Consider the following 22,578-nt stretch of genomic DNA (forward strand, 5'->3'; position numbering starts at 1 on the left):
GTCAGAGGCCTCGGTCGTAAATGGCCTGGCGCAGGGACTCGTGCTGGGCGTAGGGGCTGTCCACGTCGTCGATGGTCAGGGCCGAGTCACGCGAGACAGGGCGGGTCAGCTTCAGGCCGTTCATGGTTTCGCGGCAGGAGAGCTGGCCTTTTTGCAGCGGGATGGCGAGGTAAAAGTCCTCTTCATTGCCCGGGTGCTTGAATTCGTAGCCGGCCGGCAGGTCACGTTTGACGTAGACCCCGCGCACCAGCCCATCCAGGTACTCGGTTTCCTTTTTCTTGGGCAGGCGCTTGGATTGGCCCGAGCCACCGCACATGGCCACAGCCTTGTGGTAGGCCTTGAACCAGGCGTCGATCTGGTGCGGCAGCGAGCAGTAGGGCGAGACCGGAATGCCCCCTTCCTCGATGTCGATGTGGCGTTCCCAGGTGCGCGCGCCCTTGGCATAGGACAGCAGCATGGACGAGGTCCAGTCGGTGTACTCGTGCGTAGAGAACCCGATCACGTTCTTGGGGTAGAGCTTTTTGAGGTAATCGATCTGGTTGATCTCCAGTTCGTCGTCCTCACTGGGGTAGAGCGACACGCAATGGTTGATGGCCAGCGGGATGTTGCGGTTGGCAAAGAAGGTCACCATGTCGTCGATGTCCTTCTGGCTGGAGCCGCCGGTGGAGACGATCACGGGTTTCTTGGTTTCGGCGATGCGCTCGATCAAAAACCAGTCGTTGATGTCCGAACTGGCGATCTTGATCAGGGGCAGGTCCAGTTCTTCGCACAGATCGACCGAGCGCTCGTCGAAGGCGGTGGCCATGGGGATGCAGCCACGCTCCTTGATGGTGCGGGTCAGGGTCTTGTATTCGGCCTTGCTGAGCTTGGTGACCTCGGTCTTCTTGATGTAGCGGATGTCTTCGCGACCGCGGAAGTCCTTGTGGATGAAATGGTCCACTTCGCGGAATTGCAGCTTGATGGCCGCACGCACATTGTTGAAGCGCACCACCTGGGCAAAGTCGTTCACGATGCGCAGGCCCCGGTCCAGCCGCCCCCAGTGGTTGTTGGCGAGTTCCAGAATGAAAAGGTCTTCGAAAATGCTGTTGGGATTGGTGTTAATAGGCATAAAAAACCCCGTCAAATGAGTTTCTGGAGTGGCTGCGGTACGCGAGCCTGTAGTTCAAGGCCAGTTCGGCGACAAAGGCCGGTATACGCCACAGATCATCCCAGCGATGGTAGGCCGCGATGGCCAAAATAGGCCGGCTTTTCAGGATCAAATCCCGGGCCCCCTGCAAGGTGGGGATTTCCTGTCCCTCGACATCCAGCTTCAGGTAGTCCACACGGGTGTTTTGCAGGCAGTCGTCCAGGCGAACCACCTGGATGATGCTGTCGCCGTCATCCTTGACCGCGCTGGCTTCACCCTGACCGGTGGCAAAGCGAAGTTGCTCGTTGCGCCCTGACAGACCACAAGGGTAGTTGACGGCCTGGAGACCGAGTTGCCGGGTGCGCTGGGTCAGGTGTTCATAGTTGCCCAGGTCGGGCTCGAATGCGTAGACCTGCTGGAAGGGCAGCTGATTCAGTGCGGACTCCAGCGTGTCGCCGTTGTAGGCGCCCCCGTCCAGAAAAACCTGCGCGCCTTGCTCGCGCGCCTGGCAGGCCGCCACGGCAAAGTCCGGAAAGTAGTGCGTTACCTCGGCGTCTGGCAAGGGCGCTGCCAAGGTCTGCCCCAGCCGAAAGGCCAAGGTTTGCGCCATGGCTTGTCGGCTCGGTTCGTCGTGCAATTGATCGAATGCGGTGCGCAATTCGTGGGCATGGGCCGCGTAATCTGCCCGGGGCGTGAGCCAGTAACGCCATCCCAGCGCGTCGGCGACCACCTCAAAATACTGCTGAGGAAATGATGCTGCAAACCCAGCAGCGCGACAGGTCTGGTCAATCAGCGCGTAGTCGGAATGGGCGAGGTGGTTGTACACCCCGACCCAAAGGGGTTTGTCCTTGTAGGCCTCGGGCAATTGACTGATCTGCCAGACCGGCAGGCCACTGCGCGCTGCAGGAGGCGAGCCTGAAACGACAAAGCCCAGCACCGGCAGGCCGCTTTTCTGTGCGGCCGCTGCCAGGTCATGGGCGAACGAGCCGTATCCGAAAATCAGAAGCCCCTGTTTTCGCACTGTCTCCAGGTCCACCTGACCCACAGCATCCAGGGACGGGAATGAGGTTGTTTGCATGGGTCAGAGCCCTCAATGAGAGACGAGGCGAGCGGCCTCGGCGCGAACCGCTGCCACTTCCTCGGCAGGCAGGAAGGGGAACATGTCATCCAGTTCGGGGGTTGCAAACCCCCCCTCGGGCAAGGCGCGCGACTTGATGCGGGGCTCGAACCCGGGCTCCGGGTCCACCGTCACGGCCAGCAATTGCGGGCCGTCTTGTTGCAAGGCTGCGTCCAGGGCGGGCAGGTCGCCACTGTTGCGCACGTCGACCGTGCGCAAGCCAAAGGCCGTGGCCAGTCGTGCGAAGTCTGGGAAGGCCACACCCGAGGCCGGCGTGGCCCCCACGATGCGACCGAAGAAGTTGTCGTGCGTGAGCCGGATCGACAGGTAGCCGCCGTTGTCGATCACCACCACCAGCACATTCAGACCCAGGCTCTTGAGGCTTTGCAGTTCTTGCAGGTTCATCTGCAGGCTGCCGTCGCCAGCAAAGCAGATCACTCGGCGCTGGGGGGCTGCGGTGGCGGCCCCCAGGGCTGCGGGCAGGTCGTAGCCCATGGAGGCCGAGCCTGAGTTGCTGAACAGGCGCTGGCCTTTTTTGAGCGGGGCGAGCTGGAAGGGCAGGATGCAGGCGGAGGCATTGCCACAGACCAGGATGTCGTCTTCGCGCAATTGGCCGCAGATCCGCTCGACCAGCGCATACGGGTGGATGGCGGGGCCTTGGGGCTCAGGTGCTGCGAGACCGTAACGCCGACGAATGTCCTGGCACCAGGCGACCCAGGCCGCATAGCTGGGCAAGCCGCCTTGGCAGCGCTCGCGCAGGGTTTGCAGAAAGGCGCGCGCGTCAGCCGTGATCTTCAGATCGGCCTGTACCAGGGGCTTGGTCAGCTCGGCAGGGTCCACGTCCACCTGCACCACGTGGGCGTTCTTGGCGAAGGTGTCCCAGTTGTAGCTGACCTGGCGGATGTTCAGGCGGGAGCCGATCACGATCACGAGGTCGGCCGCCTGCAGGCAGAAGTTGCCGGGCCGCGTGCCGATGGTGCCGGGGCGGCCGGCAAACAGGGGGTGGTCGCTGGCGATGAGGTCGTGCGTCCAGGCGGTGGCCACCGGAATACCGTGGGCTTCGGCAAAGGCCAGCAGGTCTTGCTCGGCCTGGGCCAGGCGCACGCCTGTGCCGGCCAGGATCAGCGGGCGCTGGGCTGTTGCGAGGCGCTGGGCGATTTGATCGCAGTCGGCCGACAAGCTCGCTGGCGCGAGTGGAGGCGTGAAGACAGGGGCTGGAATGGGGCCGCATTCAGCCGATTGCACATCGAGCGGAATGTCCAGCCAGACCGGGCCGGGGCGCCCGCCTACGGCGGTGGCCAGGGCTTGCGGCAGCAGGGTCATCAAGGCCTCAGGGCTGCCCACGCCTTCGGCCAGCTTGGTCACCGGCCGGGCCATCTGCAGCACGGGCCCCTCCTGGTCGCCAAGCTGGCGCAGACCGGGCACTGGGGTGTAATCCAGGCAGGTGGCGCGCTTGACCTGGCCGCTGATCACCAGCATGGGAATCGAGTCGGTGTAGGCACCAAAGACGCCGTTCAGCGCATTGATGCCGCCAGGCCCGGTGGTCACCATCACCACCGCCGGTTTGCCTGCAATGCGGGCATAGCCTTCGGCGGCCATGGCGCAGGCCTGTTCGTGGTGCAGGTAGGTGCATTGCAGACCGGGGTGCGCCCCCAGGGCCTGGTTCAGGTACATGGCGCCACCGCCCGTCACGGCAAAGACTTGGGTGATGTCTTGCTGGACCAGCCAGTCGGCGATGCGTTCGGAGAGGTTCATTGCGGTTCACTCAGAAAGTGGAGTCGTTGCCGGGCACCCGGGACCATGGCTTCCAGGGCGGCAACAACCTGCTGCGGGTCGATGGCCACGCAGACCAGAATGGCCGCCTCCGGGTGCTGTCGCAGCCCCAGCGCAGGCGCCAGGATGGGCAGGCCGTCGAGTTGCAGGCCTTGTTTGTTGGGGTCACTGTCGAGAAACGCCACCAGGCGGTCGCGCGGCAATTGCCCCTGACCCAGCAGGCGCTGGGCCCACGAGCCTGCGCCCCAGGCCAGCACCGGGCCTTGTGTGGGCAGGGGCGGCTGGGGCACACGGCTTGTGCCCTGGGCGCAGTCGGCCAGGTAGCGCTCAATCGCTTGCACTGTCGAGGGTTGGTGGGGCAGTGCGGGGGCGGCTCCCCGGCCGGCGACCACGGCCAGTGCCGGGTAGTGGCCGCCATCGGACAGGGTCAGGGTCACGGCCTCGGCACGGTGCAGTGGCAGCCCTGCCGGGGCCAACAGCCGGCCCAAGGCCTGGGCGCTGAAGTGGTTGATGTGTTCGCTGTCGAAATAGTAGTAAGGGGGGCGCTCGCCACAGGCGTAACCCGCCGGGTGGGGGACTTCGATGTAGAGCTTGCCTTCAGGCGTCAACAGCTCGGCCAAGGCCGGCAGGCCCTGGAGGTCGCGCAGGTGCTCGGCCACATGGGACAGCACGATCAGGTCGTAGCGCTCACCGGCACAAAGGGTTGCGGCATCCTGGATCAGGCCCTCGTGCAGGTGAAGGCCTCGGGCCCGGCCCGCTTGCACCGCGCCGGGATCCGGGTCCAGACCTTCGACCTGGGACAGCCCCCGTGCCCGCAGCACCGCCAACAGTCCGCCAGCACCACAACCCAGGTCCAGCACCCGGCCCTGGCCTTGCGGCAGGCAGTGCTGCAAGCGGTCTGCGAGTTGTTCCAGCCGGGCTTGGTCGGCACTGTGCAGCCCAGCACCGGTGCCGGTGGGGCCGCCATACTTGGCACAGCGTTGGTAATAGAGGTCGTAGGCCGACTGCGGGGCCGGTGTTTCGGCAAACACCAGATCGCAGTGGGCGCAGGCCATCAGCCGGTAGCCGCCGGGCAGGGGCGAGCCCGAAGGCTGGGGCAGGGAGAGTGTCTTGAGGGCACGCGCCTGAGGGCTGGCACAGACCGGGCAGGGCCGTGCGCAGGGAGTGACTTCACCGGGGGCTGCTGCTGCTGCTGCTGCTGCTGCTGGCGATGTCGGGGCGCGGTCGAGGGTGGGCATGGCCTGATGCTCAGAAGTTGAGGCCCAGCACCTGCCTGAGGTGGCCCACCATGTAGTCGAGCTGCGCGCGGCTCAAGCCTGGCCAGACGCCGATCCAGAAGGTGTCGTTCATGATCTGGTCAGCGTTGTTCAGCGAGCCCACGACGCGGTACTGGCGGTCTTGCATGTAAGGCTGGTGGATCAGGTTGCCGGCAAACAGCAGGCGGGTGCCGATGCGGTGCTCGTCCAGGTACTGCAGCAGGTACTGGCGATTCAGGCCGGCCTCGGGGCGCAGCGTGATCGGGAAGCCGAACCAGGAGGGGTCGCTGCCCGGGGTGGCCTCGGGCAGGATCAGCAGATCGGCGCAGTCCTGCAGTTGCCCGCTGAGGTAGGCGAAGTTGTCTTTGCGCGCCTGCACAAAGCCCTCCAGGCGATCCAGTTGGGCCAAGCCGCAGGCGGCCTGCATGTCGGTGATCTTGAGGTTGTAGCCCAGGTGGCTGTAGGTGTACTTGTGGTCGTAGCCGGCGGGCAGGCTGCCCAACTGCCAGTTGAAACGCTTGCCGCAGGTGTTGTCGCAGCCGGGCTTGCACCAGCAGTCGCGGCCCCAGTCGCGGAAGGATTCCGCAATCTGGCGCAGTTCGGGGTCGCTGGTCAGCACGGCACCGCCTTCGCCCATGGTGATGTGGTGCGCCGGGTAGAACGACAGCGTGGCCAGGTGCCCGAAGGTGCCTACCTTGCGGCCCTTCCAGGTCGAGCCCAGGGCATCGCAGCAGTCTTCCACCAGCCACAGGCCGTGGGCCTGGGCAAAGGCGCACACCGCGTCGAGATCGAAGGGGTTGCCCAGGGTGTGGGCAATCATGATGGCCTTGGTGCGGGGCGACAGGGCCGCCTCCAGCTGAGACACGTCGATGTTGTAGGTGGGCAGCACCGCATCGACAAACACCGGCACGGCCCCGTTCTGGATGATGGGGTTGACGGTGGTCGGAAACCCCGCCGCCACGGTGATGACTTCGTCACCCGGTCGGATGGCGCGGATGCCCAGCCGTGGCGAGGTCAGGGTGGAAAAGGCCACCAGATTGGCCGAGGAGCCCGAGTTGACGGTCAGGGCGTGCTTGACGCCCACAAAATCGGCCAGGCGTTTCTCGAAAGCATCGTTGAAGCGGCCCGTGGTCAGCCACGCGTCGAGCGCGGCATCGATCATGGCGTTCTTTTCAGGATCGCCGACCACTTTGCCCGAGGGCGGGATGGCATCGATGCCAGGGCGCCAGGGCTGGGCCGTGGGGGCTGGGCGTGCCGGGCGCACGATGATCTCAAGCGCCTGGCCGGCCAATTCGGGCAGGTTGAGTTGGACCTGGCCATCGGCGGCGGCAGTCAGTTGATGTCGGGTCAGGCTCATGCGGCGCTTTCGAATTCGGTGATTTGGTCCAGGGTCAGCTGACGCATGTCCGCCCCGGTCTGCCAGGCGCGGTGCCAGTCCAGGGTGTATTGCAAGGCGGTGTCGGCCCGCCAGCGGGGCTGCCAGCCCAGGCGGCTGTGGGCCTTGCTGCAGTCCAGCTTCAACGTGTGGGCTTCATGGGGCTGGGCCTGGGTCTCGGTTTGCCAGCGTGCGTCCGGGCCCCAGCGGCGCGCCAGTTCTTGCACCACCCAGCCCACGGTGCGGGCGTCTGATTCGTGGGGGCCGAAGTTCCAGCCCTCGGCCCAGGGCAGGCCTTGCTCGTGCAGGCGCTGGGCCAGGGCCAGGTAGCCGCTCAGGGGCTCCAGCACGTGTTGCCAGGGCCGGATCGCACCAGGCTGACGCAAGGTGACCGCCTGTTGTGCCGTGAAAGCCGCGAGCACATCGGGGACCAGCCGTGTCGGGGTCCAGTCACCGCCGCCGATCACGTTGCCGGCCCGGGCACTGGCCACGGGCACCTGGGCCGCGTTCAGGAAAGATCGGCGGTAAGAGGCCACCACCAGTTCGGTGCAACCTTTGCTGGCGGAATAGGGGTCGTATCCGCCCATGGGGTCGGTTTCACGGTAGCCCCAGACCCATTCCTGGTTCTCGTAGCACTTGTCGCTGCTGATGGCCACCACCGCCCGCACGCCCGGCGTGCGGCGCACGGCCTCCAGCACGTTGGCCGTGCCCATCACGTTGGTGGAGAAGGTGTCCAGCGGCTGCTCGTAGGACAGGGGCACCAGCGCCTGCGCGGCCAGATGCAGCACCACTTCAGGTTGTGCCTGGGCCATGGCCTGGCTCAGTGCGTCGAGGTGGCGGATGTCCCCGAAGGTGGAATGCATGCCTTGGGCCACCGAGCCCACTTCAAACAGGTTGACCGAGGTCGCTGGGGGGAGGGAAAAGCCCCAGACCTCGGCACCCATGGCCTGAAGCCACAGGCTGAGCCAACCGCCCTTGAAACCGGTGTGGCCAGTCAGAAAGACGCGTTTGCCAGCCCAAAAGCCGGGGTTCACCACTTCTTCCACGGCGCGGCTCCACTGGCCCACAGTTCTTCGAGGTAGGTCTTGTCGCGCAGCGTGTCCATGGGGCGCCAGAAGCCGGTGTGTTGGTAGGCGGCCAGTTGCTGCTGGCGCACCAGGGCGTTCACAGGCTTGTCTTCCCAGATGGATTCATCGCCGTCGATCAGGTCCAGCACCTGGGGGGAGAGCACAAAAAAGCCCCCGTTGATCAGGTTGCCATCACCCAGGGGCTTTTCGGTGAACGCCTGCACCTGGCCATCGGTGATCTCCAGGGTGCCGAAGCGGCCCGGCGGGGCCACGGCGGCCACGGTGGCCAGCTTGCCATGGCTGCGGTGAAAGGCGATCTCGGCGCTGATGTCGATGTCGGACACGCCATCGCCGTAGGTCATGCAGAAGAAGGGCTCGTTTTCGACATAGCGGCGGATGCGCCGGATGCGCCCCCCGGTCTGGGTGGTATCGCCCGTGTCCACCAGCGTCACGCGCCAGGGCTCGGCATGGTGTTCGTGGATTTCCATCTGGTTGGTCGTCATGTCAAAGGTGACGTCTGAGGTGTGCAGGAAGTAGTTGGCGAAGTACTCCTTGATCACATAACCCATGTAGCCGCAGCAGATCACAAAATCATGGATGCCGTGGCTGGAGTACATCTTCATGATGTGCCAGAGGATGGGCTTGCCGCCTATGCCGATCATCGGTTTGGGGCGGGTCAGCGTCTCTTCGCTGATGCGGGTGCCCAGCCCTCCGGCCAGGATGACGGCTTTCATGTCAAATTCTCCAGACGAGTGGGTGTCCAAGCGCACCCGATGGTTGGCGCCCTGGAGATTCTAGAGGCTGGGCTTGCTCTTGGCGCCCTGGGGTGAGCATGATTTGCCCCTCAAATGCCTCAATCGAAAATGGCTGAGAACCACCTCTCGGTATTTTTGGAAAGGTAGAAGTTTTCGCGCACCCACTGATTCAATTGCTGGCCCATCTGATGGCGCAGCGTGCTGTCGTCGATCAGACGCCGCACGGATTCGATCCAGGCCTCTTTCTCGTTGGGCACGTGCAGCACAGGCGGATTGGCGGTGCGGAAGGGGTAGACGTCCGAGCACACCACTGGCCAGCCCATGGCGCCGTACTCCAACAGGCGCAGGTTGCTCTTGCAGCGGTTGAACGGGTTGTCCTCCAGCGGGGCGATCGCGATGTCGAGGTCCAGCGAGGCCAGCTTGGCGGGGTAGTCCACGTACGACACGAAGGGGTGGTACTCCTTGATGTACGGGCGCAGGCTGTCGGGGCACATGCCCATGAAGATCCAGTCGACCTCGTCCTTGAACCGGGCCACGACCTCGCCGATCATTTCCAGATCGCCCAGATGCTGCGCTGCGCCGGCCCAGCCCACGCGCAGGCGTGAACGTGGCGTGGGCGTCTTGTAGAACTCACCCCACACGCGGTCATCAAGGCAGTTGGGCATCACGCGCACGTCGCGGCAATAGTCCCCGTAGACGTCGACCAGGGGCTGGGTGGAGACGATCACGCGGTCGCACAGGCTCATGGCCTCGCGCATGCGCACATAGCCTTCACGCTGGTGGTAATTGTGCAGGTGGTGCTTTTGCGGCAGGTCGTGGAACAGGTCGTCCACCGTCTGGATGGTGAACAGGTCCGGGTTGGTCTTGCGGTAGTCGCGCAGCAGTTGCAGATGGGCGTCACCGATCGAGTGCTGAACAATCATGCGGTCCGGGTTCACTCGCGTGATCTCAAGCGCCGTCGGGGTGCGGTACAGGCTGTGGGTGACCGGAAACACGATGCACGACTGCGCCAGGCCCGCGTGCTGCAGTGCGTTCAGGGGCTCGACCACCCGGTACTGGCCTGAGCCGCTTGAGATGGGGAAGGCCATGGCCCGTGGCCTGTCCTTGCGCGAACTCATCCAGTCGACCACCAGATCCGCTTCGACGTCGTAAGGGGTCTGCAATGACAGGTGCCGGTTGTAGCCTTTGTCCTGGGCGATGTGCTTGACCCAACGGGTCAGGAAAGACTGCTTTTCGCGCAGCGCCGCTGACTTGATCTCGTAAGCGCGGCCGGCTTCACGACCCAGTGCCTCCACCGTCTTGCCGCCCTGGTGCAGCACGCTGCTGACCGGGGTCCAGATGTGCCGATACCCAGCCTGGCTGGCACGGATGCAGAAATCATGCACCGTGGTGAAGGTGTGGCAGTCGTCGGTGTTGAAGCCGCCGAGCGTCTGCCACAGAGTGCGCTGCAGCAGGAAGAAGTGCCCCGCCACGGTGGACACGTCCTGCGATGTCTGCAGGCGAGAGAAGACGCCTTGCTCGTCCAGCAAGCGACGCTCGCCGTTGTAGCAAGCGGCCCAATCGCCGATACCCAGGGTCATCGGGCCGCTCTGCAAGGTGGGTTTGTCCCCTATTTGCAATACCAGGCGTGGGGCCACGCACCCGACATCGGCTTGGTCCAGGTAGGCCGTCAGGCTGCTCAGCCAGGGGCGCTGGATGGCCTCGGTGTCATCATCGGCGAACAGCAGCACGTTGCCGGTGGCCATCGCGGCCCCGGTGTTCAGGGCCACGCCGTGTTGGTAAGGGCCCGCCGGGGTGGACACCACGTGCAGCGGGACTGGCAAAGTGACCGATGTCGCCGCGTTGTGTGCCGCCGCCTCGTGTTCAGGCTGGGTGACCAGAATGATCTCGTGCAGTTCCGGCTCGGCATAGAGCTGCAATGAACTCAGCAGACAGCGCAGGTAGCCGAGTTGGTACCCGGTCGGAATGATCACCGAGACGCGTCGTGGCTGTTGGCCCTGGTAGTCGAGTTGCCGGCATCCGGCAATCTTCTGGGCCTGCACGCGCGCGGGCAATGCCTGGTTGTTCAGGTGGGCTTGCAGTTGCTGCAGTTCGGCCAGTTCACGGGCTGGCGACACATGACCATCGCTCTTGAGCAGCACGGTATCGACGTGGCGGATGCTGACTTTGCTGGACGACAGGTTCAGCGCCAGGCCGTAGATGTGATCGAAATCCAGCATTTGCCCATGCTGGCGCCAATCAGCCGAGCGCACGGCCACGGCAGAACCCAGGTAATTGGTGCTGCGAAGCCACTCGATGTTCAGGTCGGGTTTGAAATGAGGTGTTTCAAGCCCATTGGAAGCGATGAAGGCCTCGTCGGCATAGACCAGCCGGGCCTCTGGCGCTTTGGCCGCCAGTGCAAACTCGACCAGTGCGTGGGGCGCCAGTGTGGTGCCGGATTCCATCAGCAACAGCCATTGCGGCAATGCGTGCCCGAAAGGGTCGTGTTTGGCCGGCAACTGGTGCCAAACGCACTGAGGGCCCAGGTCGGCAGGACTGATCGGGCATTCAAAGTCAGCCAGGATGTGCAACTGGCTGGCCTGATAGAAGTTCTGCTCCAGGCTGTCCAGGGTTTGGGCCAGGCCGTCCAGGTCGCCTTTTCGAACATAGACGTAGACGGCCAAGGCGGGCAGATCGCCACGGGTCACGTGTTCGGCATAAATCTCGCCGTCGATCTCCCGCAGGGTGCTGCGTTTGCTCCAGCTTTGAAATTGACGCTGCAAGCGGATGTATTTGGACTGGTCGGCATGTTTGGCCAGGTCCTTGCCATCGATCACGAGTTCACCCATCAGGGTGACAGACTCTTCTGACCAAGCGGCCTCGAATGGCATGTCTCTCAGTGCACGCTGGGTGTCTTCGATGAAGCGATCGAGTTCGACTGCGCTGTCGCGGAAATTGGCGAGGTGTTGTTGTTGGTAGCCCGCAAGCTCGTGTTGTGCTTTGGCCATTTCGGCCGCGTTGTCACCCCAGGCCGTGGCCAGGCTCAACCAGGGAGAGGCGGCCGGCAGGGCCAAGGTGCGGTCATTCTGGATGTAGACGACGGGACAACCGCACAGCAGGGCCTCCGCGGTGATGACCCCGGCCTCATAACAGTAGATCCGGCTGGCTGAGCGCAGGATTTCGGCACGATCTTCAGCTTTTGCGTACCCGCTGGAGGGGGCGCCCAGGTTTTCCAGATGGGCATGGCTGTCCTGCAGACTGCCACCGGCTTTCAGGTACTTGTCGGCATAGACCAGGGCAGGACCGTCGGGCCGCATCGCCGCGGGGGCGAACACCGTGCTGTCCACCCAGGGCAGCGCCAGGGGCAGGTTGATGCTGGCGGCTTTGTCGCCTTGGGCGAACTCGATGCGACCCTTGCCGAGCTGTGTCTTTTCGCTGGCATGGATTTCGGGGGTGTAGGCCAGCGTCCAGTGTGATTGCTGGCGCAGTATCTTGTCGAAAGCGAGATGGATCCAGACGGGCTTTTTGCCCGCCTTGTAGTGCGCCGCCCGTTGTTCCAGCGACAGTTGGGGGGTCCATAAATGACCATTGAGGGTCTTGGCGCCCCAGACAAAGGCCTCGAAACCTCGGGTGTTCAGCTCATGGCACAACTGATGCAGTTGCCGGATGTGGATCTGGCTGCTGTCGTAATCAGCGGTGGCAATGTAATAGGGGTGCTTTTCGGCGGCGGGGCGTGAGGTTCCGTGCGCATGCATGGTGGGTGAACACTTTCTGCTTGAGCCCATGGGCAGCCTGGGCAAGGCGTTCGTCAAGGCAACTGGCTGGCATCCATGAGGCGGTGAGCCGGCCTGCGGGTGGCCAGGCAATTCTCGCAGCCTTGGCTGGTGAGTTTAAGCTTGCCTTGGTGCACCGGCAGTCAGGGGCGTGGCGCATGGTGTTCTGGAAGGGGCAGGGGGGGATCTGGTGAGGATCCAGGTCTCAATCACCCGGAGGGTGATCGAGACTCAGCCCTTCAGCAGGGACAGAACCTGTTGCGGCAACTGGTTGGCCTGGGCAATCATGGCGGTGCCTGCCTGCTGCAGGATCTGGGCACGGCTCAGATTCGAGGTTTCCGTGGCGAAGTCGGCATCCATGATCCGGCCCTTGGCAGCGGTCTGGTTTTCCACGGCGCTTTGCAAGAATGTGATGGTGTTCTGGAAGCGGCTCTGGGCGGCACCGAGTTGGGCGCGGCTGTCGTTGATGGTCTGCAGCGCCTTGTCGATGGCATCGATGTTCGCCGCGTTGGAGCTGTTGCTGCCGGCCGCTGTGGTCAGCGCGCTGGTGGTGCCGCCGAAGACGGCAGACACGTTGCCGGCCTGGTCAAGGTTGAGCGTACCCGACGCAACGGTGATGGTCTGGCCCGAGTTGGCACCCACCTGGAAGTCATAGCTGCCGGTGGTGGTCAGGATCGAGGTGCCGTTGAACTGGACGGCGCTGATGGTCCGGCCGATTTCCGAAGCCAGCTGAGTGTATTCCTGGTTCAGCGAGGCCACGTCGGACGATGTGTTGGTCGAGTTGGTGGCCTGCACAGCCAGCTCACGCATGCGCTGCAGCATGTCGGACACGGTCTGCATGCCGCTTTCAGCGGTCTGCAGCATCGAGATGCCGTCGTTGGCATTGCGGATGGCCACGCTCATGCCGCGAGCCTGGGCGTCCATTCGGGTGGCGATGGCCAGGCCGGCAGCGTCGTCCTTGGCGCTGTTGACGCGCAGACCTGAGGACAGGCGCTGGATCGAGGTGGACAGGCTCATCTGGGTGGCCGAAGCATTGCGCTGGGCGTTCAGTGAGTTGATGTTGGTGTTGATGGTCATTGCCATGGGACGGCTCCTTCAATGAATGCAAGATGAACGATCCACACGGTGCGATGTCTGTACGAAATACAGCGACCGATCCCAGCCGAGTGTTAGGAAAATTATTCGGCTTGGGCGAAAAACAGAAGGCTGAATAAGCGGGCTTCTGGCCGCTCAGTTCAGGACTTTTACCGGATGTCGGCGTCTGCTGAGGGCATGGCCCACACGTCGCCTGGGGCAGATCGGGCGATGGGGCTGAAGAAGCGAAGCGCAGGCGGGCTGTTGCCGCCGTGGCTGGAGAAGGGGGGTGGAGCCGGGGTCAGGCGGACGATTTGTTCCAGGTGGTGATCTGCTGGTTCACCAGGCTGCTGAGGCTGTTGAGGCTGGTCAGGTTGGTGTCCAGGGCGTTGTATTGCTTGTACAGGCGGGCCTGGATTACGGCGATCCGGTCCTGCGCCTTGGTCACGTCGTCACTGTTGCGGCTCAAGGCGGTCTGCAGTGCCGTGGTGCGATTGTTGACGGTGCCGCCCACGTTGTTGGCCGCCATGGCGAAGTCTCGGATGCGGCGGGCAATGCCGTTGGTGGTGGTGCTGCCGCCGTTGGCGTCAAACAGGGACTCCAGGCTGCTGGGGTTGGTCGTGATGGCGGTACTCAGTTTGGAGCTGTTGACCGACAGTGTGCCGTCTTGCTGCATGGAGATGCCCACGGCGCTGAGGCTGCTGTAGCTGCTGCTGGCCGGGCCGTTGCCCACCACCATCTGGCGCAAGGCATTTTGCAGGCCGATGGCCGTGCTGTCGCCCTGCAGGGGGGAGGCCGTCTTGGTGCCGGGGTCGTACTTAGTGAGGTTGCGCATGGCCGCGATCGCCTGGTTGTAGGCGGTCACGAAGGCATTGACCTTGTTGGTGGTGGTCGTGGTGTCTGCCGCCACGCTCATGGTGACGGGCGAGGTGGTGACCTGTTGCAGATTGAGGGTCAACCCGGTGACTGCGCCGGTGATCTGGTTGTTGGCCGAACTCACGGCCACGCCGTCCACAGTGGCGGCTGAATTCTTGGCCGCCTGTGACAAGCCCATGCCAACGATGGCGCTACCGGTGCTGGCATAGGCCAGCTTGCCCGTGCCTGTGCTGCCATCGGTGATGGCCGTGCCGGTGCTGTCAAAGGCCTGGATTTGAAAACCATTGCTCTCGCCGGTGTTCGCACCGCGCACGACCAGCTTGTCCTGGCCGCCCGAGGTGACGACCGAGGCACTGACGCCAGAGTTGGAACCATTGATGCGGGTCGCAATGTCGCTCAGGGTGTCGGTGGCGTTCACTGTGACGCTCACGGTGGAGCCGCTGCCCTGGGTGAAGGTGTTGCCGTTCCAGGTTCCGACCTGGATGTCCAGTCGTCCGTCCGAGCCGAAGGCACTGCCGGAGGTGATGCCGCTGGACAAGGTGGTTTGCGATTGCGCCAACTGGGTGACCGACACGCTGTAGTTGCCGGCCAGTGCGCCTGTGGTCACGGACCCGGTCACGGCGCTGCTGTTGCTGGAGCTGACGGTGCGTGAGGCCCAGGTGGTCTTGTCCAGCAAGGCCGAAGCAGCGTCCTGGATGGCCGACAGCTGTGACTTGACCGAGCCCCAAGACGAGATGGTGCTCTGGATTTTGCTGCCCTTTTGCTGCAGCAGGGTGACGGGTTGGCTCTCGACGGCGACCAGCTTGGTCACGATCCCGTTGACATCCAAGCCATTGCTGCCAATGCCGGGTGAAGAAATGGTCATTTTGGTATCCCCTGGTGCAGACAGAGAGGCTGCGCTCTTCTACTCTAGCAAGCGAATCTCCAATTGAAAAGCCACAACTCCAGTAGAAAACCCCGGCTTATGCCGGGGTTCGAAGGTTCAACTTGAAGCGGGAGGAGGCTTAACGGAGCAGAGACAACACACCCTGCGGCAACTGGTTGGCTTGGGCGATCATCGCGGTGCCGGCCTGTTGCAGGATCTGGGCGCGGCTCAGGTTGGCCGTTTCAGAGGCGAAGTCGGCATCCATGATGCGGCCCTTGGCAGCAGTCTGGTTTTCCACGGCGCTTTGCAGGAAGTTGACCGTGTTCTGGAAGCGGCTTTGGGCGGCGCCCAAGGAAGCGCGGCTGTCGTTGATGGTTTGCAGAGCCTTGTCAATCGCATCAATGTTCGCTGCGTTGGAGCTGTTGCTGCCAGCGGCTGTGGTCAGCGCACTGGTGGAGCCGCCCACGATGGCCGACACGTTGGTGCTTTGGTCCAGGTTCAGGGTGCCCGAGGCGATCGTGATGGTTTGACCCGAGTTGGCGCCGACCTGGAAGTCGAAACCGGCCGTGGTGGTCAACACCGAAGTGCCGTTGAACTGGACAGCGCTGATGGTCCGGCCGATTTCCGAAGCCAGCTGGGTGTATTCCTGGTTCAGCGAGGCCACGTCGGACGAGGTGTTGGTCGAGTTGGTGGCCTGCACAGCCAGCTCACGCATGCGCTGCAGCATGTCGGACACGGTCTGCATGCCGCTTTCAGCGGTCTGCAGCATCGAGATGCCGTCGTTGGCATTGCGGATGGCCACGCTCATGCCGCGGGCCTGGGCGTCCATTCGGGTGGCGATGGCCAGGCCGGCAGCGTCGTCCTTGGCGCTGTTGACGCGCAGACCCGAAGACAGGCGTGCAATGGAGGTGGACAGGCTCGACTGATTGGTGGCTGCGTTGCGTTGCGCCGTCAGCGAGTTGACGTTGGTGTTGATGGTCATTGCCATTTTGAAGCTCCTTCAAGTTAAAAATCAGCCTATCGCTGATGTCAAACCTGCGGTGTCGCAGGCTTGGCAACGAACCCTTCTTGAAGCCCGTTGCATTGTTTTTCGGGTCGGGCCGGGAAAACTTTAGGTCTACTTGTGGGTGGAGATGCAAACAAGTTGGCATCTTGCGTGCGGAGGGCATCGCCCCGGGGTCTCCGGTCGGGCGTTTGATCGTTCTATATAGAGTGGGAATCCGGCTTGTTCCGGGGTTTGCGGGCCCCTCTGGGAATAGCCTGCCAAATGTCTTGCTATTGAGGCCTTCAGAACCGGGCTGCGCTGCCGATACACCATTTGTACCGTGCGACAATTTGCGAGGCCAAAAGAATGTTTACACCCGTGAGTACCCGAGCTGCATCTGCCTATCAACGTGTTGGCGTCGAAACCAGTATCACTGGAGCGGACCCCCATCAGCTGGTGGTTCTGTTGTTTGACGGCTTGCTGGACAGCCTCTCGAAGGTTTCGGGTGCCATGAGCCGCGGCGATATCCAGGAGAAATCCCGGTATCTCAACAAGGCCATCCAGATTCTTCAGGATGGCCTCCGAGGTGTTCTCAACGAAAAGGAAGGGGGCGATGTGGCCAAGAACCTGGATTCGCTCTACAGCTACGCGGTGTTTGAACTGACCAAGGCCAATTTGAGCAACAGTCCCGAGGCTGTCCAATCCGTGATCGAACTGATCCGACCCGTCGCTGAGGCCTGGAAGGCCATCAGACCTCAAACACGTTGAATAGCAAGGGGGCATAACGTGCAGCAACAATCTCTGCTTGATTACTACAAGGCCATCGAAGGCGCTAGCCAGCGCATGTTGATGGCTGCACAGCGTGAAGACTGGGAGCAAGTCATGCAACTCGAGGGCGCCTGCGCGGTGCTGATCGAGCAATTGCACCATCAGTCCCAGGTGGAGCCTCTGGCCTGCGAAGATCGCAGTGAGAAGGGGAAGATCATGTTGCGCATCCTGCGCAATGACGCCCTGATCCGCAATCTGGCCGAGCCTCGGCTGTCGGACATCCAGCGCCTGCTGGATGGGGGCTCGCGACTGCTCCACTGATGCGGGAGGCCTGCCGTGGCGGGCCTCTTCCTCGACTGGGGGCCCTGGAACGTGGGGCCTCGTGGCAAAAAGCCCGCTTCGATCACCGAAGCGGGCTTTTTGCTTTGGGGGCGTGTGTAGACGGGGTGCTCAGACCTGCATGTTCATGATGTCGGTGTAGGCCTGAACCATGCGGTTGCGCACATGCATGGTGGCCTGAAAGCCGATCTGGGCCTTCTGGATGGCGATCATGGTGTCTTCCAGGCTGACACTGGGGTTCTCCATCTGCACTTCCTGCTGCATCTGGGTGGCCTTGTTCTGGGCGGCGCTCACGGATTTGAGGGCGTTGCTCAGCTCACCCGAAAAGCCGGCGCTGCCGGTGGACGAGGTCTGGCCTGCCGCACCGGTGGCTGCCTTGCCGATTTGCGGGGTGCGGGTGCTGAGTGGGCTGAGGGTGGCGGTTGAGGGGAATCGCAGATCCATGGCGCTTCTCCGGTGAGATCATTGGCGCCGATGTTAGGGGCTTGGCCGTGAGGCAGACCCTTGAATTGAGGTCCAAAGAGCTGGTTTATCCCGGCGATGGCATGGCGGTCTGGCTGAATAATCGGCTCCAACCTGAGGTGTATTGCCACCCCTTTGACCTGGAAACAAGATGTCTGCCGTCGCTGAAATTAACGCTACCCCAGTGGCCCCATCGTGGACACAGAAGCTCGCCGAGCTGGATCGGTCGCAGAAGATCAAGCTCGCGCTGGGCATTGCCTTGCTGGTGGTCGTGGCCTTGGCCGGTACCTTCATGACGCGTCAGGCCGATTGGAAGGTGCTCTACGCCAACCTCAGCGACAAGGATGGTGGTGCCGTGGTGGCGCAACTGGCCCAGATGAATGTGCCCTACAAGTACTCCGAGGGGGGCGGGGCCATCATGGTGCCTTCGGACCGAGTGCACGACCTGCGTCTGCGACTGGCCTCGCAGGGCCTGCCCAAAGGGTCCGTGACCGGCTTTGAGTTGATGGAGGGCAACCGCTTCGGCGTGACCCAGTTCCAGGAGCGGCTGAACTTCCAGCGTGGTCTGGAAGGGGAGCTGACCCGCTCGATCCAGGCTGTAGCCGCCATCCAGAGTGCCCGGGTGCACCTGGCGTTGCCCAATCAGAACGGATTCTTCCGCGAGCAGCTCAAGCCTTCGGCCTCGGTGCTGGTCACCCTCTACCCGGGCCGCATTCTGGACCGTGCACAACTGGCCGGCATTGTTCACCTGGTGGCTTCCAGCGTGCCGGACATGAACCCGACTGCCGTGAGCGTGATCGATGACAACGGCAAGCTGCTGTCGGCCACCCCCGAGGCGGCCGGTGCAGGTGGCGATGTTCAACAGCTGCAGTATGTGCAGCAGATCGAGCAGCTTTACAGCAAGCGCATCATCGACATCCTGGAGCCTGTGGTGGGCCGGCAGAACGTCAAGGCCCAGGTGACGGCTGAAATTGATTTTTCGCAGACCGAATCGACCTCGGAGTTGCACAAACCCAACCAGACCCCCGATTCGGCCGCCGTGCGCAGCCAGCAGGTGGTGGAAAGCGGTAGTGGTGCCGCCGCCACCCCACCCACCGGTGTGCCGGGTGCCACCAGCAATCAGCCTGCCGCCCAGGCCAATGCCCCCATCAACGGCGCTGCGCCGACCCTTTCGGCGGGCGCCTCGGGCCCTGGCAGCAGCACCCCCACCAAGAAGGAGTCTGTCACCAACTACGAGGTGGACAAGACCGTCAAGGTGGTCAAGGGCGGCACGGGCGCCGTCAAGCGCCTGAGCGCCGCGGTGGTGGTCAACTACCAGAGTGGCCCAGAGGAAAAGGGCAAGCCCGTGAACAAGCCACTGACGCCTGAGCAGTTGGAGCAGATGACGGCGCTGGTGCGCGACACGATCGGCTACAGCAAGGAGCGTGGCGATTCCGTCAACCTGATGAACACGCCGTTCATGGCGATCGCTTCGGACAATACGCCGGTGCCGTTGTGGAAGCAGCCTGAGATGCTGGAGTTGGCCAAGAGCTTTGCCTGGCCGGTGGGCATGGTGCTGTTTGGCCTGGTGGTGTTGCTGGGCATGGTGCGCCCGGCCGTGAAGGCCATGAATGCGCCCAAAGTGGCGCCGGTGGTGCCCACCGTGGCAGGGACCCAACTGGATGCCATCGAGTCCGAGACGCCCAACCGGCCTGAATTGCTGGCCGCCCCGGTCGTGGACAACTCGCCGGTCCCGCCGACCAAGGAGCAGTTGCGCCTGGAAGATGCCCGCCAATTGGCCAAGCAGAACCCGATTGCGGTGGCTAATATCATCAAGACCTGGGTCAACGGCGAAGCGCCGGCATGATCAGGCACTCTTCGGAGAGATGATATGGACGAACAAGGTCTGAACGACGCGGCGATTTTTCTGATGTCGCTGGGTGAGGAAGAGGCGGCCGAGGTGTTCAAGCACCTGTCGCCCAAAGAGGTGCAAAAACTGGGCGAGACCATCGCCCGCACCCGGTCTGTCTCGCGCGACCGGGTGGACGACGTGGTCAACAAGTTCACCGAGGCCGCTGCGCAGCAAAGCCTGCTGGTGTCCGACACGGGTGACTATGTGAAGGCCGTGCTGCGTCGTGCCCTGGGCGACGACAAGGCTTCGTTGCTGATCGATCGCATCTTGCAGGGGGGCGATGTCTCTGGCATCGAAAGCCTGAAGTGGATGGATCCCTTGTCGGTGGCCGAGCTGCTGCGCAACGAACACCCGCAGATCGTGGCAGCCATTCTGGTGCACCTGGATTACGACCAGGCGGCATCCGTTCTGTCCCAATTGACCGAGCGCCAGCGCGGCGAGGTGGTGCTGCGCATCGCCACCCTGGAGGGTATTCAGCCGACGGCCCTGAAAGACCTCAACGAGGTGTTGTTCAAGGTGCTGGCTGGCGGCGACAAGATTCGCAAGACCTCGCTGGGTGGCATCAAGACGGCGGCCGAAATCATCAACCTGATGGGCAGCAATGTCGAGGGCACGGTGCTCGAGTCGATCCGGGGCTATGACCCCGACCTGGCCCAGAAGATCATGGACAAGATGTTCGTGTTCGACGATGTCATGAAGCTCGACGACAAGGCCATCCAGATGGTGCTCAAGGAAGTGGCGTCGGAGACCCTCATCGTGGCTCTCAAGGGGGCCGCGCCCGAACTCAAGGAGCGTTTCCTGTCAAACATGTCTTCGCGGGCTGCCGAAACGCTGCGCGAAGACCTCGAATCCCGTGGCCCGATGCGGTTGTCCGAGGTCGAGGCCCAGCAGAAGGAGATTCTCAAGACCGTGCGGCGTCTGGCCGACGAAGGCCAGATCGTGATCGGAGGCGGCGGTGACGACCAACTCGTCTAATCGCTCCCGCCAGTACGCCCGCTTCATCCCAAGCGAGGAGATTGGCGACGTCGCCCAGTGGCAGTTCACCGAGGTGGATGAAAGCCGGCGCGTGGCGGCCATGCTGGCCGCCCAGACCCCCGCCGAGCCCGTGATCAGCCCTGCCATGCTGGACGACTCGCACCAGCAAGGCTTTCAGCAGGGCCTGGAGCAAGGGCGATTGGAGGCCTCGCTTGAGGGCCAGCGCCGCCTTGATGAATACATTGCCCAGCAGGGGGCCGAGGCGCGTCAGCGCATAGACGCTTTGTTGGCCTCGCTGGAGCAGCGCTTCGCCGATGCTGAGCAGGTGGTGGCGCAGGGCGTGCTGGACGTGGCCTGTGAGCTGGCCCGCCAGGTGGTGCGCCGGGAACTGGCTCAGGACCCGGGCGCACTGCGCCCCGTGATTCGGGAGGCCCTGGGTTTGTTGTCGGCAGACGCCCGCACCGCCGTGGTCCGGCTGAACCCGCTCGACCATGAGGTGCTGGCCAACGCCCCGGCCGGTGAATTCGGCAGCGTGGAGATCAAATGGGTGGCGGATCCCGCCGTGCAGCCCGGCGACTGCCTGCTGGAGGCAGCGGGTGCTCAGGTGGATGGCAGCCTGGCGCGCCGCTGGGCGCGCGCGGTGGCCAACCTGGGCCTGGACCGCCCCTGGGCCGATGATGCGGAGGTGGCCGATGTCGACTGAGCACGACAGCCCGCCGCGCTGGGACGTTTTCATGCAGGACCTGCGTCAGCGGGTCTCGCGGGGCATGGCCCTGGAGAGCCGTGGCACCCTGACACGGCTGACCGGTCTGGTGCTGGAGGCCACAGGCATCCGCGTGCCGGTGGGCTCGCAGTGCTGGATCACCCAGAAGGATTCCGAGCCGGTGTTGGCCGAGGTGGTGGGCTTCTCGGGCGAGCGCGCGTTTCTGATGCCTGCCGGTGACATCCATGGGTTGTCGAGTGGTGCGGTGGTCACGCCGGCCTTGCCTTTTGTGCCTGTGCCTCGCTTGGGTGACGAGCCCTTGCCGGCCTCGGCCTTGTCCTTGGGCGTGCTGCGCCTGCCATTGGGCGACGGCTTGCTGGGGCGGGTGGTGGATGCATCAGGCCAGCCCCTGGATCACCAGGGTCCGGTGCTCGATGTGGTGGCCGAACCCCCGGGCCGGCGTCAGATCAATGCCATGGACCGCGACCCCGTGCGGGAGCCGTTGGACACGGGCGTGCGCGCCATCAATGCCTTGCTGACCGTGGGGCGTGGCCAGCGGCTGGGCTTGTTTGCGGGTTCGGGCGTGGGCAAGAGTGTGCTGCTGGGCATGATGGCCCGCTACACCCAGGCTGACGTCATCGTGGTTGGGTTGATCGGCGAGCGTGGGCGCGAAGTGAAGGAGTTCATCGAGGACATCCTGGGCGACGATGGCCGTGCTCGCTCGGTGGTGGTGGCGGCGCCCGCGGACGCGCCGCCGCTGCTGCGCATGCAAGGGGCCGCGTACGCCACCGCGGTGGCTGAGCACTTCCGCGACAAGGGCAAGCACGTTCTGTTGTTGATGGATTCCCTCACCCGGTATGCGATGGCGCAGCGCGAGATTGCGCTCGCCATCGGCGAACCGCCGGCTACCAAGGGCTACCCCCCTTCGTGTTTCGCCAAGCTGCCCCAGTTGGTGGAGCGCAGTGGCAATGGTCTCAATGGTGTGGGGTCGATCACGGCTTTCTACACGGTGCTGTCCGAAGGGGACGATCAGCAGGACCCGATCGCCGATGCAGCCCGGGCCATTCTGGATGGTCACATTGTGTTGTCCCGCACCCTGGCCGAGGCCGGCCACTACCCTGCCATCGACATCGAGCAATCGGCATCGCGGGTGATGCACAACGTGGTCAGCCCGATCCACATCGAGGTGGCCCGGCGCTTCAAGGCGATGTATTCGCGCTATCAGAAGAGCCGCGATCTGATCCAGGTCGGTGCCTATGTGCAAGGCAGTGATCCCGATCTGGACGAAGCCATTCAGTTGCAGCGGGGCATGGCCAGCTTTTTGCAGCAGGACATGCACGAGGCCGTCAATTTGCAGCAGGCGCTGGACCAAATGGCCGCCAGCCTGGGCCTGCAGATCAACCCCTGACCCAGGAGCAA

Annotated in this window: 18 protein-coding genes; 6 read left to right on the top strand and 12 right to left on the bottom strand. The window is 63.6% G+C overall.

The window, feature by feature from the left end:
* Position 1: 1 nt before the first annotated feature.
* The 11 genes from AC07VS_RS20450 to AC07VS_RS20500 form a co-directional block, all read right to left on the bottom strand.
* On the bottom strand, positions 2 to 1,108 hold the full coding sequence (locus AC07VS_RS20450) for an N-acetylneuraminate synthase family protein (protein WP_494751822.1): 1,107 nt from the start codon (positions 1,106 to 1,108) through the stop codon (positions 2 to 4).
* The gene (locus AC07VS_RS20455) at positions 1,098 to 2,204 is read right to left on the bottom strand and encodes an FkbM family methyltransferase (protein ID WP_494751823.1); all 1,107 of its coding nucleotides are present in this window, start codon (positions 2,202 to 2,204) and stop codon (positions 1,098 to 1,100) included. The genes AC07VS_RS20450 and AC07VS_RS20455 overlap by 11 nt, the downstream gene beginning before the upstream one ends.
* A gap of 12 nt (positions 2,205 to 2,216) precedes the next feature.
* A complete protein-coding gene (locus AC07VS_RS20460) occupies positions 2,217 to 3,998 on the bottom strand; it encodes a thiamine pyrophosphate-binding protein (RefSeq protein WP_494751824.1) in 1,782 nt (593 codons plus the stop codon).
* On the bottom strand, positions 3,995 to 5,254 hold the full coding sequence (locus tag AC07VS_RS20465; RefSeq protein ID WP_494751825.1) for a methyltransferase domain-containing protein: 1,260 nt from the start codon (positions 5,252 to 5,254) through the stop codon (positions 3,995 to 3,997). Before AC07VS_RS20465 ends, AC07VS_RS20460 begins: the two co-directional genes overlap by 4 nt.
* Before the next feature lie 10 nt (positions 5,255 to 5,264).
* Positions 5,265 to 6,629 carry a lipopolysaccharide biosynthesis protein RfbH gene (gene rfbH / locus AC07VS_RS20470; protein WP_494751826.1) on the bottom strand — a complete coding sequence of 455 codons (1,365 nt, stop codon included), beginning with the start codon at positions 6,627 to 6,629 and terminating at the stop codon, positions 5,265 to 5,267.
* Positions 6,626 to 7,693: a CDP-glucose 4,6-dehydratase gene (gene rfbG / locus AC07VS_RS20475; protein WP_494751827.1), complete on the bottom strand. Its 1,068-nt coding sequence runs from the start codon at positions 7,691 to 7,693 to the stop codon at positions 6,626 to 6,628. Before rfbG ends, rfbH begins: the two co-directional genes overlap by 4 nt.
* Positions 7,678 to 8,448 carry a glucose-1-phosphate cytidylyltransferase gene (rfbF, locus tag AC07VS_RS20480; protein ID WP_492349189.1) on the bottom strand — a complete coding sequence of 257 codons (771 nt, stop codon included), beginning with the start codon at positions 8,446 to 8,448 and terminating at the stop codon, positions 7,678 to 7,680. Before rfbF ends, rfbG begins: the two co-directional genes overlap by 16 nt.
* Positions 8,449 to 8,567: 119 nt before the next feature.
* Complete coding sequence (locus AC07VS_RS20485) at positions 8,568 to 12,203, bottom strand: glycosyltransferase (RefSeq protein ID WP_494751828.1); 3,636 nt, start codon at positions 12,201 to 12,203, stop codon at positions 8,568 to 8,570.
* Positions 12,204 to 12,452: 249 nt separating this feature from the next.
* On the bottom strand, positions 12,453 to 13,304 hold the full coding sequence (locus tag AC07VS_RS20490; protein ID WP_494657784.1) for a flagellin N-terminal helical domain-containing protein: 852 nt from the start codon (positions 13,302 to 13,304) through the stop codon (positions 12,453 to 12,455).
* Positions 13,305 to 13,596: 292 nt separating this feature from the next.
* The gene (gene fliD / locus AC07VS_RS20495; RefSeq protein WP_494657785.1) at positions 13,597 to 15,036 is read right to left on the bottom strand and encodes a flagellar filament capping protein FliD; all 1,440 of its coding nucleotides are present in this window, start codon (positions 15,034 to 15,036) and stop codon (positions 13,597 to 13,599) included.
* 139 nt (positions 15,037 to 15,175) lie between these two features.
* Positions 15,176 to 16,024, bottom strand: coding sequence for a flagellin N-terminal helical domain-containing protein (locus tag AC07VS_RS20500; RefSeq protein ID WP_494657786.1), 849 nt, complete (start codon positions 16,022 to 16,024; stop codon positions 15,176 to 15,178).
* Between the two features lie 375 nt (positions 16,025 to 16,399).
* Between AC07VS_RS20500 and fliS the strand changes: the two genes are divergently transcribed.
* Together fliS and AC07VS_RS20510 are read left to right on the top strand one after the other, a co-directional pair.
* Positions 16,400 to 16,789: a flagellar export chaperone FliS gene (gene fliS / locus AC07VS_RS20505; RefSeq protein WP_492349184.1), complete on the top strand. Its 390-nt coding sequence runs from the start codon at positions 16,400 to 16,402 to the stop codon at positions 16,787 to 16,789.
* A gap of 18 nt (positions 16,790 to 16,807) precedes the next feature.
* Positions 16,808 to 17,110 (top strand): flagellar protein FliT, encoded by a 303-nt coding sequence (locus tag AC07VS_RS20510; RefSeq protein ID WP_492349183.1) that lies wholly within the window; start codon positions 16,808 to 16,810, stop codon positions 17,108 to 17,110.
* Positions 17,111 to 17,239: 129 nt separating this feature from the next.
* On the opposite strand, the gene fliE is transcribed toward AC07VS_RS20510, so the two are convergent.
* Positions 17,240 to 17,572: a flagellar hook-basal body complex protein FliE gene (fliE, locus tag AC07VS_RS20515; RefSeq protein WP_492349182.1), complete on the bottom strand. Its 333-nt coding sequence runs from the start codon at positions 17,570 to 17,572 to the stop codon at positions 17,240 to 17,242.
* 169 nt (positions 17,573 to 17,741) lie between these two features.
* Here fliE and fliF point away from each other — a divergent pair, with 169 nt between their 5' ends.
* From fliF to fliI, 4 genes are read left to right on the top strand one after another with little or no spacing between them, the layout of a single operon-like run.
* Complete coding sequence (gene fliF / locus AC07VS_RS20520; protein WP_494657787.1) at positions 17,742 to 19,436, top strand: flagellar basal-body MS-ring/collar protein FliF; 1,695 nt, start codon at positions 17,742 to 17,744, stop codon at positions 19,434 to 19,436.
* A 24-nt stretch (positions 19,437 to 19,460) separates the two neighbouring features.
* On the top strand, positions 19,461 to 20,456 hold the full coding sequence (fliG, locus tag AC07VS_RS20525; RefSeq protein WP_492349180.1) for a flagellar motor switch protein FliG: 996 nt from the start codon (positions 19,461 to 19,463) through the stop codon (positions 20,454 to 20,456).
* Positions 20,437 to 21,159: a FliH/SctL family protein gene (locus AC07VS_RS20530; protein WP_494657788.1), complete on the top strand. Its 723-nt coding sequence runs from the start codon at positions 20,437 to 20,439 to the stop codon at positions 21,157 to 21,159. The genes fliG and AC07VS_RS20530 overlap by 20 nt, the downstream gene beginning before the upstream one ends.
* 31 nt (positions 21,160 to 21,190) lie before the next feature.
* Positions 21,191 to 22,567, top strand: coding sequence for a flagellar protein export ATPase FliI (gene fliI, locus AC07VS_RS20535; RefSeq protein WP_494657797.1), 1,377 nt, complete (start codon positions 21,191 to 21,193; stop codon positions 22,565 to 22,567).
* Positions 22,568 to 22,578: the final 11 nt, after the last annotated feature.

This window comes from Curvibacter sp. GW821-FHT01G03 (genome assembly GCF_059422285.1).

Bases quoted from the DNA above. Each gene is read 5' to 3' on its own strand.
- AC07VS_RS20450 (WP_494751822.1), bottom strand. From the start codon at position 1,108: ATGCCTATTAACACCAATCCCAACAGCATTTTCGAAGACCTTTTCATT.
- AC07VS_RS20455 (WP_494751823.1), bottom strand. From the start codon at position 2,204: ATGCAAACAACCTCATTCCCGTCCCTGGATGCTGTGGGTCAGGTGGAC.
- AC07VS_RS20460 (WP_494751824.1), bottom strand. From the start codon at position 3,998: ATGAACCTCTCCGAACGCATCGCCGACTGGCTGGTCCAGCAAGACATC.
- AC07VS_RS20465 (WP_494751825.1), bottom strand. From the start codon at position 5,254: ATGCCCACCCTCGACCGCGCCCCGACATCGCCAGCAGCAGCAGCAGCA.
- rfbH (WP_494751826.1), bottom strand. From the start codon at position 6,629: ATGAGCCTGACCCGACATCAACTGACTGCCGCCGCCGATGGCCAGGTC.
- rfbF (WP_492349189.1), bottom strand. From the start codon at position 8,448: ATGAAAGCCGTCATCCTGGCCGGAGGGCTGGGCACCCGCATCAGCGAA.
- AC07VS_RS20485 (WP_494751828.1), bottom strand. From the start codon at position 12,203: ATGCATGCGCACGGAACCTCACGCCCCGCCGCCGAAAAGCACCCCTAT.
- AC07VS_RS20490 (WP_494657784.1), bottom strand. From the start codon at position 13,304: ATGGCAATGACCATCAACACCAACATCAACTCACTGAACGCCCAGCGC.
- fliD (WP_494657785.1), bottom strand. From the start codon at position 15,036: ATGACCATTTCTTCACCCGGCATTGGCAGCAATGGCTTGGATGTCAAC.
- AC07VS_RS20500 (WP_494657786.1), bottom strand. From the start codon at position 16,024: ATGGCAATGACCATCAACACCAACGTCAACTCGCTGACGGCGCAACGC.
- fliE (WP_492349182.1), bottom strand. From the start codon at position 17,572: ATGGATCTGCGATTCCCCTCAACCGCCACCCTCAGCCCACTCAGCACC.
- fliF (WP_494657787.1), top strand. From the start codon at position 17,742: ATGTCTGCCGTCGCTGAAATTAACGCTACCCCAGTGGCCCCATCGTGG.
- fliG (WP_492349180.1), top strand. From the start codon at position 19,461: ATGGACGAACAAGGTCTGAACGACGCGGCGATTTTTCTGATGTCGCTG.
- fliI (WP_494657797.1), top strand. From the start codon at position 21,191: ATGCAGGACCTGCGTCAGCGGGTCTCGCGGGGCATGGCCCTGGAGAGC.